Source organism: Arthrobacter sp. zg.Y820, assembly GCF_030125555.1.
Classification (GTDB): domain Bacteria; phylum Actinomycetota; class Actinomycetes; order Actinomycetales; family Micrococcaceae; genus Arthrobacter_B.
The window spans coordinates 238518-252392 of the sequence record NZ_JASKLX010000006.1 but is presented as its reverse complement, the minus strand read 5'-3'; the positions used below and the strand labels follow the sequence as shown (position 1 = coordinate 252392).

12 protein-coding genes are annotated in these 13875 nt (G+C 64.5%); 6 read left to right on the top strand and 6 right to left on the bottom strand.

Features of this window, described 5'->3' with window-relative positions; genetic code table 11:
- Positions 1 to 190 precede the first annotated feature (190 nt).
- The gene (locus tag QNN99_RS06385) at positions 191 to 1129 is read left to right on the top strand and encodes a GerMN domain-containing protein (protein ID WP_229965599.1); all 939 of its coding nucleotides are present in this window, start codon (positions 191 to 193) and stop codon (positions 1127 to 1129) included.
- Between the two features lie 3 nt (positions 1130 to 1132).
- Here the strand turns inward: QNN99_RS06385 and QNN99_RS06380 are convergent, their stop codons facing one another.
- The 3 genes from QNN99_RS06380 to hrcA form a co-directional block, all read right to left on the bottom strand.
- Entirely contained in the window at positions 1133 to 1897 is a 765-nt protein-coding gene (locus tag QNN99_RS06380) for a 16S rRNA (uracil(1498)-N(3))-methyltransferase (RefSeq protein ID WP_229965598.1), read from the bottom strand.
- 2 nt (positions 1898 to 1899) lie between these two features.
- Positions 1900 to 3042 (bottom strand): molecular chaperone DnaJ, encoded by a 1143-nt coding sequence (gene dnaJ / locus QNN99_RS06375; RefSeq protein WP_229965597.1) that lies wholly within the window; start codon positions 3040 to 3042, stop codon positions 1900 to 1902.
- A gap of 133 nt (positions 3043 to 3175) precedes the next feature.
- Positions 3176 to 4189 (bottom strand): heat-inducible transcriptional repressor HrcA, encoded by a 1014-nt coding sequence (gene hrcA / locus QNN99_RS06370; protein WP_229965596.1) that lies wholly within the window; start codon positions 4187 to 4189, stop codon positions 3176 to 3178.
- A 202-nt stretch (positions 4190 to 4391) separates the two neighbouring features.
- Between hrcA and QNN99_RS06365 the strand changes: the two genes are divergently transcribed.
- Positions 4392 to 5234, top strand: coding sequence for a DUF3097 domain-containing protein (locus QNN99_RS06365; RefSeq protein ID WP_229965595.1), 843 nt, complete (start codon positions 4392 to 4394; stop codon positions 5232 to 5234).
- Between the two features lie 221 nt (positions 5235 to 5455).
- Positions 5456 to 5875, top strand: a complete 420-nt coding sequence (locus tag QNN99_RS06360; RefSeq protein WP_229965788.1) for a DUF4870 domain-containing protein — start codon at positions 5456 to 5458, stop codon at positions 5873 to 5875.
- 126 nt (positions 5876 to 6001) lie between these two features.
- On the opposite strand, the gene hemW is transcribed toward QNN99_RS06360, so the two are convergent.
- Both hemW and lepA read right to left on the bottom strand, forming a co-directional pair.
- Positions 6002 to 7234 carry a radical SAM family heme chaperone HemW gene (gene hemW / locus QNN99_RS06355; protein WP_229965594.1) on the bottom strand — a complete coding sequence of 411 codons (1233 nt, stop codon included), beginning with the start codon at positions 7232 to 7234 and terminating at the stop codon, positions 6002 to 6004.
- Positions 7231 to 9084 (bottom strand): translation elongation factor 4, encoded by a 1854-nt coding sequence (gene lepA, locus QNN99_RS06350; protein ID WP_229965593.1) that lies wholly within the window; start codon positions 9082 to 9084, stop codon positions 7231 to 7233. The genes hemW and lepA overlap by 4 nt, the downstream gene beginning before the upstream one ends.
- A gap of 176 nt (positions 9085 to 9260) precedes the next feature.
- On the opposite strand from lepA, the gene QNN99_RS06345 reads away from it, so the two are divergent.
- A complete protein-coding gene (locus QNN99_RS06345; protein WP_229965592.1) occupies positions 9261 to 9890 on the top strand; it encodes a type II toxin-antitoxin system PemK/MazF family toxin in 630 nt (209 codons plus the stop codon).
- Positions 9891 to 10107: 217 nt separating this feature from the next.
- The gene (rpsT, locus tag QNN99_RS06340; RefSeq protein WP_210229171.1) at positions 10108 to 10368 is read left to right on the top strand and encodes a 30S ribosomal protein S20; all 261 of its coding nucleotides are present in this window, start codon (positions 10108 to 10110) and stop codon (positions 10366 to 10368) included.
- A 151-nt stretch (positions 10369 to 10519) separates the two neighbouring features.
- Here rpsT and holA read toward each other — a convergent pair whose 3' ends face one another.
- On the bottom strand, positions 10520 to 11557 hold the full coding sequence (holA, locus tag QNN99_RS06335) for a DNA polymerase III subunit delta (RefSeq protein WP_229965591.1): 1038 nt from the start codon (positions 11555 to 11557) through the stop codon (positions 10520 to 10522).
- A 783-nt stretch (positions 11558 to 12340) separates the two neighbouring features.
- Here holA and QNN99_RS06330 point away from each other — a divergent pair.
- Positions 12341 to 13744: a hypothetical protein gene (locus QNN99_RS06330; RefSeq protein WP_229965590.1), complete on the top strand. Its 1404-nt coding sequence runs from the start codon at positions 12341 to 12343 to the stop codon at positions 13742 to 13744.
- The last annotated feature ends 131 nt before the right edge of the window (positions 13745 to 13875 follow it).

The following is a 13875-nucleotide window of genomic DNA, read 5'->3' as shown; positions in this document are numbered from 1 at the left end:
AATATTACTTGATGCCCCCCGCACCCGTCTTCTCCTGTTTTGCGGGCCGGCAGGGATTTGCCGGACTGATCGGTCAGCGCCTGCGGGTCTCAATCGGGTCTCAGTCCGGTAGCAGGAAGGTCAAGACAGCGGATCCGGCGTTTGGCATGTGCCAAGCTTGAAAGCGACCGTTCAGCGAAGGGAGGACAGAATGGGCACATCGCGCCAAACGACACTGCGCAGCCGCCGGGGATTCCTCGGCTTGCTGGCTGCCTCATCGCTCCTCCTCAGCGGCTGCGGAGTGGTGGCAGTTACCCCGACCACCACCATGCCCATCTCTTTCGGCGCGGCGGGCGGTTCCGTGGCGTCCCCCCTGAGCGGTGCGGCTCCTTCGGAGGGAAAGCCCGCCCCGGGCCGCATACCCGTCTACTGGCTGGGCCTGAACGGCTCCGATGTCCAGCTCTACCGGGAATTCCAGCCGGCCGAGAGCGGCGGCGACCCCATCGGTGAAGCAGTGCTCGCCATGACCTCCGGCAAGCCGGCGGATCCGGACTACTTTAATCCGTGGCACAAGGCCAGCCGCGTCACCGCCTCGATCTCCGGCAAGAACGTCATTACCGTCGACATTTCCGAGGATGCCTTCACAACCTCAATGGACGAGGGAATGGCCCACCGTGCCGTTCAGCAGCTGGTCTACACGGCCACCGCGGCGGCATCGAATGCCGGTCTGACCACCGTGGGCCACGAGGCGTCGGTGGTGCTGCTGGTGGACGGCAAGGCGGATTACACCGCCTTTGGGCACGAGGTCCTGGAAGGCCCGCTGCAGCGCGACGCGGCGCTCATGGCGCCCATTTGGATCATCGACCCGCAGGAGGGATCCGGCTCGCAATCCTCCCTCACCGTGCACGGCACGGCAGTCTCCGAAGGCGGCCAGCTCTCCTGGCGGGTGGAACCCATTGTGGACGGCCGGCCGGCGGAGACCGCCATCGAGACCGGTTATGCCGAACTCGAGGCACCCACCGGAGGCAGCTCGCTTTTCGGCTTTACCGTGGAGCTGCCCCCGGGTGAATACAACGTCAGCGTCTTTCACGGCGAGGACCGGGAGAACGAGGATTCCAAGCGCGTGAGCGTCAGCTCCGTGCCGCAGTAGTTCCTACCAGCGGCCCAGCAGGGAGTTGAGGACTGCCAGCGCAGCCGGCCCCGCAGTCGAGGACCGCAGGACGTGTCCGCCCAGCCGGACCGCCACGGCCCCGCCGGACCGCAGAAGGTCCACTTCCGCGGCGCTGATGCCGCCTTCCGGGCCCACAACCACCGCGATGCTCAGTGGCCGGTTCCCGGCCCGCCGGCGCGCTTCCGCGACGGCCGGGGCGAGTCCGCCGTCGGCCTCCTCGTGCAGCACCACCACCAGATCCACATCAGCCAGCCGCAGCGCCAGTGCCTTTGACTCCACGACCTCTTCGACCAGCGGAACCGCTGAACGGCGGGACTGTTTGGCCGCAGCAGTGACAATCCCCTGCCATTTGGCCTGTCCCTTGGCCGCCTTGTCGGCGCGCCAGCGCACGATGCTGCGCTCGGACTGCCACGGAAGAACCACATGCACGCCGAGTTCTGTTGCCGCTTCGATCGCCTGCTCGTCGCGGCCGCCCTTGGCAAGGGCCTGGACCAGGATCAGCTTTTCGGCTGCCTCGTTTTCTTCGGTGACGGCTTCCACGGATACTTCCAGCCGGGACGGAGCCGCTGCCGACACGGTGCCGGTCAGCCGCAGTCCGGCACCGTCCACAATGTCCACCGGTTCGCCGGGGGCAAGCCGCTTCACGGCTACGGCGTGGTGGGCCTCCGGTCCCTCGAGGACAAACACTGACCCGGGCACGGCGGCGCGGACGGCGCCCGGGTCACCGAAGAAAATGGGGTTGGTCATGGTCAGAGATTGCCCAGGCGGTCCCGCAGCCGGGCGAAGACGCCGGATCCGCTGCCGGCCAGGCGGCCCTCGGCGTATTCCTCACCGCGGAGCTTTGCCAGTTTGCGCAGCAGCTCCTCCTGCTCCGCGTCCAGCTTCTGCGGAGTCTCCACATGCAGGTGGACCAGGAGGTCTCCGCGGCCGTAACCGCGCAGATGAGTGACGCCCAGTCCCTTGAGGGTGGTGATTTCGCCGGACTGCGTGCCGGCCTTGACCGTAATTTCACGGTCGCCGTCGAACGTTTCGAAGTTGATCGAGGAGCCCAGTGCGGCGGCCGTCATCGGCACCGTCAGGGTGGCGTGCAAGTCGTCGCCCTCGCGCACGAACGTGGGATCGGCGTTAACCCGGATCTCCACGTAGAGGTCACCCTGCGGTCCGCCGGCGGTGCCGGCTTCGCCCTGGCCGCCGAGCTGGATGCGGGTGCCGGTGGCAACGCCGGCCGGGATCTTGATGTTCAGCGTTCGGCGGCTGCGGACCCGGCCCTCGCCGGCGCACTCGTGGCAGGGATCGGGAATGACCGAGCCGTACCCCTGGCACGATCCGCAGGGGGCGCTGGTCATGACCTGGCCCAGGATGGAGCGGACAGCGCGCTGCACCTGGCCGGTGCCGTGGCAGATGTCGCAGGTCCGCGGCGAGGTGCCGGGCTGGCAGCAGCTGCCGTCGCAGGTCGGGCAGGTTACAGCGGTGTCGACGTCGATCTTCTTGTTGATGCCGAACACGGCGTCCTTGAGATCGATGCGCACATTGATCAGCGCGTCCTGGCCGCGGCGCGTGCGGGAGGCCGGGCCCCGGCCGCCGCCCGCTCCGGCTCCGCCGAAGAAGGTGTCGAAAATGTCCTGGAAGCCAAAGCTCTGGCCGCCGAAGCCGGCGCCGCCGCCGAAACCGTTGTCGTTGCCGTTCTCGTTGCCGGTGGTGTCGTAGATCCGGCGCTTCTGCGGATCCGCCAGCACCTCGTAGGCGTGGGTCACGGCCTTGAACTCGTCCTGCGCTCCGGGAGCAGAGTTAACATCCGGGTGCAGCTTGCGGGCAAGCTTCCGGTACGCCTTCTTGATTTCTTCGCCCGTTGCGTCGCGTCCGACACCCAGGACCTGGTAGTGATCGCTCACTCGTGCACATCGCTTCCTGTAATTTGCAGTAACCGTGTTGCGGTTTCGCCTTCTCTTGCGAAGACTTCCGCCGGCTCCGGCCGCCTTGGACGGCCGGGAACCGGCGCACTGCTGCTGTATTGTCTAACGTTTTCTAGTTGTTCAGTATCCGGGAAAGGTAGCGGGCCACGGCCCGCACCGTCGCCATGGTGTTGGGATAATCCATGCGGGTTGGTCCGAGCACCCCCACCTTCGCCGAGGCGTCCGGGCCGTAGCCGGTGGCCACGACCGATGCCTCCGACAGCGAACCGTGCGGGTTCTCCCGTCCGATCCGGACCGAAACGCCCCGGGCGTCCTGCTCCATTTCGGACAACAACCGAAGCATGACCACTTGTTCCTCCAGCGCCTCGAGGATCGGGCCAATGGTCAGGGGAAAGTCTACGGTGGACCGTGCGAGGTTGGCTGTTCCGGCCATGACCAAGCGGTCTTCGCGGTTGATTCCGGCCAGTTGTTCCAGGCACCGGGCCAGGGCGGCGGCACTGCGCCGCCTGCGGGCCGGCACCGTGGCCAGGCATTCGGCCAGGTGGCCGGTGATCCGGGTCAGCGGTGTGCCGCTGAGCGAGACGAGGAAGTGCTGCCGCAAATCCAGCAGGTCCGGCTCCGTGACCTGGTCCGGAATGGTGATGACGCGCTGCTCCACCCGGCCGGTCGTCGAAATCAGGACAACCAGCACCTGGGCGGGTGCGAGCAGGACAAACTCGATGTGCCGCACCTTGGCGTTGCCCAAATGCGGATACTGCACCACGGCCACCTGGTTAGTCAGCTGCGACAGCAGCCGGACCGTCCGCTCCATGACGTCGTCGAGGTCGTCGGCGCCCTCCAGCAGGGAGGAGATGGCCTTGCGTTCGGCGGCGGACAGGGGCTTTACATCGGAGATCCTGTCCACAAACAAGCGGTAGCCCTTGTCGGTGGGGATGCGCCCGGCAGAAGTATGAGGCGCAACGATCAGGCCCTCTTCTTCAAGGGCAGCCATATCGTTGCGGATGGTTGCGCTGGAGACCCCGAGCTGGTGGCGTTCCACCAGGGCCTTGGAGCCGACCGGCTCGCGCGAATGCACATAGTCTTCAACAATGGCCCGGAGCACCTCGAGTCTGCGTGGTTCACTCATGGTTTTCCCTCCCTTGCTGACGGTGGACCGGCGGTCAACCGGCGTTGGCCGTTGAGCGGCTGACGGTTAGCACTCACCATGCCTAAGTGCTAAGTCTAATACGGATCAGGGTCGTTGCTAGCATTGAGTGGCCCGAGCCGCGCACGCCTGCGGCGTGCACTTGCCAGCTGCATGCGAACCAACCAAAGCGAGGAAAACACCCGTGTCCAACTTTTCGTGGGGACCGCAGGACATCAGTGCTCCGGCCCGGAAAACCCTCCCCAAGGTCGGGGCAGAGGCCGGTCTGGTGCTCGAGGATGTGCAGAGCGGCTGGGTCGGAGCCGTGGTCCGGGTGGAGAAGTCCGGCGGACTGCGTCTGATGGTGCTGGAGGACCGGCGGGGAAAAACCAAGTCGTTTGAACTGGGTTTCGGCTTCCTGCTCGACGGCGAGCCGGTGGAAGTGATCCCGGCGGTCAAGGCGGCGGCACCCGTGTCCCGGCGGACGGCGTCGGGCTCCGTCCGGGTGGACAATGTGCGGGCGCGCACCGCCAGGGCCAGCCGCATCTGGGTGGAAGGAAAGCACGACGCCGAACTGGTGGAGAAGGTGTGGGGCGACGACCTCCGCGTGGAAGGCATCGTCGTCGAGCCCCTGCACGGAGTGGATGATCTGCATGCCGCGGTTCGGGACTTCAGCCCGGGCCCCGGCCGCCGGCTGGGCATCCTGGTGGACCACCTGGTGTCCGGCTCCAAGGAGTCCCGCATCGCCGCCGAAGCCATGGCGGTCCCCGGGGCGCGCGGAAACGTGCTGATTGTGGGGCATCCGTACGTTGATGTCTGGCAGGCCATCAAGCCGCAGACCATCGGCCTGGCCGCCTGGCCGGTGGTCCCGCGGCACGAAGACTGGAAGACGGGCATCCTCAAGGGCCTGGGCTGGCCGCACCGGGACCACACGGACGTGGCGATGGGGTGGAAGAAACTGCTGGGCAGCGTCAACTCGTACGCCGATCTGGAGCCCTCGCTGTTGGGGCGGGTGGAGGAAGTAATCGACTTCCTGACCGTTCCCTAGCGAACCGCGCGCCGCGTCGGGTACCGGAGACGGGACCCGTTGCCAGTAACCTAGTTGAGGTACAGGGCAGTAAACCGATCCGATCCGATCTGCACAGTTTTATCTGCACAGTCTCACCGGGTTTATCTGCACAGTCTCACCGGGTACCGCGAGTCCAAGCATTGGCCCCAGGGCATAAGACCAAGGCGTCCAGAGTCACAAAGGAAACAGCAGTGTCGAACATCCGTCAGAACCACCACCCGCAGCCCGATGACCGGGGTTCCGGCGCTCGTCCCGCCTACCAGGGAGCGCCTGCCAATGCGCTGCCCCTGACGGCCTCGGAGGACCGGCAGTGGGCAACCATGGCGCACTTCGGCGGCATCCTGGGTTTCATCCCGGCCCTGGTCATCTTTCTGGTTTTCCGCGACCGCGGCCCCTTCACCGCCCAGGAGTCCAAGGAAGCGCTGAACTTCACGCTGCCTCCCACCATCGTTGCCCTGGTGGCTTGGCTGCTGTCCTTCATTCCGGTAATCGGCTGGGTCTTCGCCATCCTTAACGCCCTGCTCTGGGTCATCATCGCCGTTTCCTCGGTGGTGGCCGGCATCGAGGTCAACCGCGGGCGCCCTTACCGGTACCGCCTGAACCTGCGCCGCATCCCGTAACGGGCATTCACCCTCAGACAGGCCAAAAAGAAGGACCCCGGCCGGCATCGCTGCCGTCCGTGGTCCTTCTCTTGTTGGATGCCTCTTGTCCCGGTCCGGCAGCTTGTCCCGGTCCGGCAGCCTGTCCTAGTCCGGCAGCAGGCGGCGGACGACGGCGTCGGCGAGCAGGCGGCCCTTGGTCGTGAGCAGCACGCGGCCGGTCAGGGCAGCCCTCGGGTCCACCAGGCCGTCGGCCATCAGGCCCGCGACGGCGAGCCGGCCGGAATCCTTCAGCCGGGACAGCTCCAGGCCCTCCGCAAGCCGGGTGCGCAGCATGACGTCTTCCACGTACCGGGTGTCGGCGTCGAGGGTTTCGCGCCCCACCGCCGGCGACTCCCCCGCCGCAAGCCGCTGCGCGTAGGCGGTGGGGTGCTTCGCGTTCCACCAGCGCACGCCGCCGGCGTGGGAGTGCGCGCCGGGACCGATCCCCCACCAGTCGTCGCTGCGCCAGTACGCCAGGTTGTGGCGGCACTGATCAGCGGGTGTCCGGGCCCAGTTGCTCACCTCGTACCAGGACAGTCCGGCCGCCGTCATCATTTCGTCGGCCATGAGGTATTTGTCCGCGTGGTCGTCGTCGTCGATCGGCGGCACCTCGCCGCGCCGCATCCGCGCGGCCAGCTTGGTGCCGTCCTCGATGATCAGCGCGTAGGCCGAGATGTGGTCCGGCTCGTAGCTGAGCGCCTCCTTGACGGAGACTTCCCAGTCCGCGAGGGACTCTCCCGGCGTGCCGTAGATCAGGTCGACGCTCACGTTCAGGCCGGCGTCGCGCGCCCACTTCACTGCCTGGGGAACCCGCGACGGCGTGTGCGTGCGGTCCAGGACCGCCAGGACGTGCGGGACCGCTGACTGCATGCCGAAGGAGACCCGGGTGAAACCGGCGTCGGCGAGCAGCTGCAGGGACGCGGGGGTGACCGAGTCCGGGTTGGCTTCGGTGGTGACCTCGGCGCCCGGTTCCAGGCCCCAGGCGTCAACGGCTGTCTTCAGGATCCCGGCCAGGTCCTCGGCGGGCAGCAGGGTGGGTGTTCCGCCGCCGAAAAAGACGGTGCCGAGCTTCCGGTCCGGCAAGCCCGAGGCCTTCAGCGCACGGGCGGCAAAGCGGACTTCCTGTTCCGCGGTGCCGCCGTAGGCGGCCTGCGAGGCGCCGCCGCCGAGCTCGGTGGCGGTGTAGGTGTTGAAGTCGCAGTAGCCGCAGCGGACGGCGCAGAACGGGATATGGACGTAAAGCCCGAAGTTCCGTTCGGCTGCGCCGGCCGCGGCCTGTGCTGGCAGGAGTCCGTCGGCGGGTGCCGGGTCTCCGAGGGGCAGTGCGCTGGGTGTCACTTCTTGGATTTGTCCTTGGATTCGTCGGAGGAAAGCGCTGCCACGAAGGCTTCCTGGGGAACTTCGACGCGGCCCACCATCTTCATGCGCTTCTTGCCTTCCTTCTGCTTTTCCAGCAGCTTGCGCTTACGGCTGATGTCGCCGCCGTAGCACTTGGCCAGCACGTCCTTGCGGATGGCGCGGATGGATTCGCGGGCGATGATCCGGGAGCCGATGGCCGCCTGGATGGGCACCTCGAACTGCTGGCGCGGGATCAGTTCGCGCAGCTTGCCGGTCATCATGACGCCGTAGGAGTAGGCCTTGTCCCTGTGCGTGATGGAGCTGAACGCATCCACCTGTTCGCCCTGGAGCAGGATGTCCACCTTGACCAGGTCGGCGACCTGTTCGCCGTCGGCCTTCCAGTCCAGCGACGCGTAGCCGCGGGTCTTGGATTTCAGGATGTCGAAGAAGTCGAAAACGATCTCGGCCAGCGGGAGGCGGTACCGGATTTCCACCCGGTCCTCGGAGAGGTAGTCCATGCCGCCCAGGACGCCGCGGCGGGACTGGCACAGCTCCATGATGGCGCCGACAAATTCGTTCGGCGCCAGGATCGTGGCCGAGACCATCGGCTCGCGGACCTCTTTGATTTTGCCTTCGGGGTACTCGCTGGGGTTGGTCACCGTGACCACCTTCTTGTCCTCCAGCGTCACTTCGTACTCCACGTTGGGTGCGGTGGAGATCAGGTCCAGGTTGTACTCGCGCTCGAGCCGTTCACGGGTGATTTCCAGGTGCAGCAGGCCCAGGAATCCCACCCGGAAGCCGAAGCCCAGCGCCGCGGACGTCTCGGGTTCGTATACCAGCGCGGCATCGTTGAGCATCAGCTTTTCCAGTGCGTCGCGCAGCACCGGGTAGTCGGCGCCGTCGATGGGGTACAGCCCGGAGAACACCATGGGCTTGGGATCGGCGTAGCCTTCGAGGGACTTCTCGGCCGGCTTGGCCAGGTTGGTGACGGTGTCGCCGACCTTGGACAGCCGGACATCCTTCACGCCGGTGATGAGGTAGCCGACCTCACCGACGCCCAGGCCCTTGGACGGGGTGGGCTCCGGGGAACTGACGCCGATTTCCAGCAGTTCGTGGCTGGCGCGGGTGGACATCATCTGGATCCGCTCGCGCGGGGACAGCGAACCGTCGATGACGCGGACGTAGGTGACGACGCCGCGGTAGGTGTCATACACGGAGTCGAAGATCATGGCCCGGGCGGGAGCGTTGGGGTCGCCCACCGGTGCCGGAATCTCGCGGACAATCTGGTCCAGCAGGGCTTCGACGCCAACACCGGTCTTGCCGGAGACCCTCAATACGTCAGCCGGATCGCCGCCGATCAGCTTCGCCAGTTCCTCGGCGTACTTCTCGGGCTGCGCGGCCGGGAGGTCGATCTTGTTCAGGACCGGAATGATCGTCAGATCGTTTTCCATCGCCAGGTACAGGTTCGCCAGGGTCTGGGCCTCGATGCCCTGGGCCGCGTCCACCAGCAGCACGGCGCCTTCGCACGCTGCCAGGGAGCGGGAAACCTCGTAGGTGAAGTCCACGTGGCCCGGGGTATCGATCATGTTCAGGGCGTAGGACTCGCCGTCCACTTCCCAGGGCATGCGCACGGCCTGGGACTTGATGGTGATGCCGCGCTCACGCTCGATATCCATCCGGTCCAGGTACTGGGCCTTCATGTTCCGATGCTCCACAACTCCGGTGGACTGGAGCATGCGGTCGGCCAGGGTGGACTTGCCGTGGTCGATGTGGGCGATGATGCAGAAGTTTCTGATGATCGCCGGATCCGTCGCGGCAGGCACCGGTGAGAAGCGGGCCATGGGTGACACTGTGGCGGTTCCTTTACTGTTCACAGGACTTCACGCGGCCGCGGCGGCGGGGCCGCGTGCGGGAACCGGCTTCGGCGCGGTTCGTCGGTTTTTCCTGGTGGTTTTAACTGCTGAATTAACAGTCTCCCACGTTTGCCTGTCCGTGCTGGAACCGCAGAAGGTAATAGCGTGGGGTGATGTCCTTCTCCAACCGTTCTCTTCTTTCCCTTGCCCGCGCAGCCCTTCGCCTGCTCACCCGTTCCGGCACCGCCTCTCCGACGCAGAGCCGGACCCAGCCCAAGGCACAGCCCAAATCCGCCGGCCGGACGTCGTCGCCGCAGAAACCGCAGTCCCGTGCGGCGTCGAAATCCGCACGCCGGACGACGACGCCGACGGCGGGCCGCTCCCAGCCGGCCGCCAAGCCGGGCGGAACGGGCGCTTACCCCGGCGATTTCCGCGGGGAGGTCACGCCCGTCTACGCCCCCTCGCCGGACGGCTCACCCGATCCGGGGGAAGTTGTCTGGGCGTGGGTGCCCTACGAGGATGACTATTCGCAGGGCAAGGACCGGCCCGTGCTGCTCATCGGCCACTCCGGGTCCCGGCTGCTGGCCCTGATGATGACCACCAAGGACCGCAGCAACAGCCGCACCTCCGATCCCGACTACGTCGATATGGGAACCGGGCCGTGGGATGCGCAGGGCAGGCCGAGCGAGGTCAAACTGGACCGCGTGCTGCAGCTCGATCCCGCTGCCGTCCGACGCCAGGGCGCCGTCCTCTCCCCCGCCGCTTTCGAACGCGTCCGAAAGGCTTTTGCTGCCCGGAACTGACGGCACCGCGGCGGGACGTGCCGCCGCGCCGTCGTGCGCTGACCACCCCGAACGGGCGGTTGTGCCCAAATTCTGCTAACATTTATTGCTGTGTGTCCGCGCAGGTCGACGGGCACTTCAGTTCAGGCGCCATTACGGTATCCCCACGCCGCTCAGTCAATGTCTGGGCTGAAATTCCCTCACCGACCAAGTCCGCAATACAAAGAGAGTTTATATAGTGGCCAATATTAAGTCCCAGAAGAAGCGCATCCTCACCAACGAGAAGGCGCGCATGCGTAACAACTCGGTGAAGTCCGAGCTGAAGACCGCAATCCGCTCCGTTGACGCTGCCCTGAAGGCCAGCGACAAGGATGCAGCAGTCGCAGCGGTGGCCAACGCCAGCCGCAAGCTGGACAAGGCCGTCAGCAAGGGTGTTATCCACAAGAACAACGCAGCGAACCGCAAGTCGGCCATCTCCAAGAAGGTCAACGCGCTCTAAGCAGTTGTTTTTGCTTTAGTCTTGTCGGTCTGGCCGGTCCCTTCGGGGGCCGGCCAGACTGCTTTAACCAGCTTTAATCCGGGATCACTAGTCCCGGAAAAACAGTCCCGGAGAATCTGTCCCGGACGCCGGATCAGCGCCCGGGGCCGGATTAGCGCCCAGCAGCCGCCAAGGAGATGACGGTGACCGCGTGCTCGACGGCGTAGACCGGATCCCGGCCGGCGCCCTTGACCTGCGCGTCGGCCTCGGCCAGAACCTGGACCGCTTTGATAAGGGATTCCTGCGACCAGTGCTGGGCATCACGCCGGGCCTGATCCACCTGCCACGGAGCCATGCCCAGTTCCTTGGCCATGGAGGCCGACGAACCGCGCAGGTTCGCCACCTTCGCCACGGCCCGAACCTTCATGGCCAGCGCACCGACCAGCGGGACGGGATCGACGCCGGTGTCCAGGGCGTGGCGCAGCATGGACAGTGCCTGCCCGCCGCGTCCGGCCAGCGCCGCGTCGGCGACTTTGAAGGCGGTGGCTTCCACCCGGCCGCCGTAGTACTTCTCGACGAGCTCTTCGCTGATCTCTCCGGAGGCATCGTTGATCAGCTGACGGCAGGCTGCGGCCAGGTCCGCCAGCTTCGACCCCACTGCCGCCACCAGAGCGCGCGAGGCCACTGGATCGATCCGCCGGCGGGCAGCCTTGAATTCCTGCGACACGAAGTCCAGCTTTTCCGCGTCCTTTTTGAACGGCTGGCACTCCACCACGGCGGCTCCGGCCGACTTCACCGCGTCCAGGAGCTTTTTCCCCCGGTTTCCGCCGCCGTGGTGCATCACAAGCACGGCATCGGGAGCCGGATCTGACAGGTAGGCCAGGGTGTCGGTCAGGAAATCCTCGTTCATCGTGGCCAGGTTCGAGACTTCAATGAGTTTGGCCTCCCCGAACAGCGACGGGCTGGACTGCAGGGTCAGTTCACCGGCGTCATAGGCTGCGGCATCGAGGCGGACCAGTTCGGTGTCCGGCCGGTCCTGCCGCAGGGCCGCACGGATCCGTTCCATGGCCCGGCCGGCCAGATAATCCTCGGGGCCGCTGAGCAGCACCACCGGGGCCGGTTCGACCTCGCGCCAGGACACGGTTTTTCCCGCCGACTTGCCGGCAGGTTTCGCGGTGCTTCGCTTTGCTGACGGGACGACCGGATTCACAGCGAACAGACTCCTGGGATGAGACAACGGAACTACGTTTGGGGAACACTCCAACATTACCTGCCCGCCCGGATGCCTGCCTTACGGAGCATGCCCGGTGAGACCGGGCGGGACCCTTCCAACGGCGTCACACCGTTGTTCCGTCTCCAATCCCACCAGCGCCAATTGGTTACTCATTGCAAGCTGAGCGACCCGGGATGACGACAACTGCCGGCTCCAGCAGGACGGACATCGGGTGTTGATAGGACACCGAGATCCCGATTGCGGGAAGCACCCTCCAGTCGACTCGAAGCGGTTTCCCCTCTGACCACACACTAAGACTTGCACAAGGTCTGCTGGACACGTCAGTCTGCAAAATTGACACTTTTACGGCAGTCTCTGGCCAGATTAGTGTCGCATTCCATGGCTGTAGGCGTAGCCTTCCACCACGGATGCCGCCCGTTGCAGTCGGGTAGCCTCCTGCATCAGCGTCACCAGCATGACACTGCGGGGGTTCGTATGTTCGATACAGCACAGGTTGGCCTTTTCAAGCCGATCCTACCTTCGCTTTGGGAAGATCCCATTGACGTTGACTCGCGCCACGAAGCCACCGGAAGACCGTTCCGCGTGCGACGTCCGAGCTGGACATCGGGAGTACATGGCTCGCCCCACTGCACTTCTGGCGCTATGAGTGGCATAGCTTCTCGCAGGAGTGGAAGACCAGCGTTTTTCCAAGCCGACGGACGTCTTGGTGGTTGCGACCAGGGTTAGCCGACACAAGCATAAGCCCAGGAGCCAATGCACATGGAAGATAAGAAGCGAGAGGCCATCATCCTGATTCACGGGATGGGTGAGCAGCGCCCCATGGACTCGCTGCGTAGCTTTATTAGGGGCTTACGGCCACACGATTATTGGAATAAACCCGACCGACTATCTGGTTCCTTTGAATTGCGCCGATTTACTTTTAGAAAGACTAATAATGGACCAATGGTCGACTGTTACGAACTGTATTGGGCGCACCACATGGATGACGGTAAATTCCGTGAGACCCTCCGCTGGGCCGTTACACTTGTGTTCCGAAAGCCTTTTTGGAAATTGAACCGAACCCTGCGAGGAATCGTTGGCGTCATACAAGTTGCAGGGCTCCTCATTGCACTGTTCCTCGGAATATCCCTACCCGATCAGGTAATTACAAAAGGACCAGTGGGCGCTTTACAGTCCTGGCAGACCCGAATAGCCCTGAGCCTTGTGATAATCGAGATCATCGCAGGACGGTTTCTTACCCGTTATCTCGCAGATTCGGCACGATATCTGACACCCCACCCCCGTAATGTCACAGCACGCAATAACATACGCTCTGACGGCTTGAAATTGCTGGGAAAGCTTCACGAGGACGGACGTTATGACCGGATTATAGTGGTTGGTCACAGCCTGGGAAGCGTCATTGGTTATGACCTGCTTCGGTTGGCTTGGGATGAACTCCGGCACCCTGATTCCGCCCACTATGGAAACCAACCCGAAGCTGGAGTATTTGACCAGCGTGCGCAGAAGCTTGGCAAATTGCCCAGCCCATCCCAGGTTGACAAGTACCAACAAGCCCAAGCACGACTCAGGGAGGAAAACCGAAAACGAGGGGTCCGCTGGCTGGTTACAGACTTCGTCACGCTTGGTTCCCCTCTCGCGCACGCTTCCCTTCTTCTTGACACACGCTCTGTAAAACTCCGGCAACGGCAGGATGAGCGCGAATACCCGCGATGCCCACCGACTATCGGAAAGGGGGACGAAAAATCTTTCCATGGAAGATCCTACGAAACAAGAGGCAAGACAAGGACCATGCAGGTTGCACACTCTGGAGCACCATTCGGTCCAACCCGCTGGTCGAATCTCTATTTCCCGGTGCAGTCCCGAGTCTTTGGCGATCCCGTAGGTGGACCTGTTGCTCCGGAATTCGGGCCAGGTGTGCGGGATATCCCCATACGGCTGTCGCTGACCGGATGGAGAGCTAAGGTCTACAAGCTTCTGTTTTTTCCTCACACCCGCTACTGGACTTATGACGCACCAAGCGTCGAGCCCAATGGCACGACCCGCAAACAGATGGACCACGCCACGGGAACCAAAGATGCGAACACCATCTTGCGCCATCTTTTAGGACTTTCTGGCCCCCAGCCTCAGACCTCTTCCCCAACTCCCACAGGGGCAAACTTGTAGCTGCGATACCGCAGCCACCGAGCAATTGGCCGAAGGTTCCCGTGAACTTCACGCGGCAAGACGTTCAGGCAGTCATCACGTTCGGGCAGTCATCCGTGGCCCTGTGAGCCGGGTGCGATAGAGAACGGGTT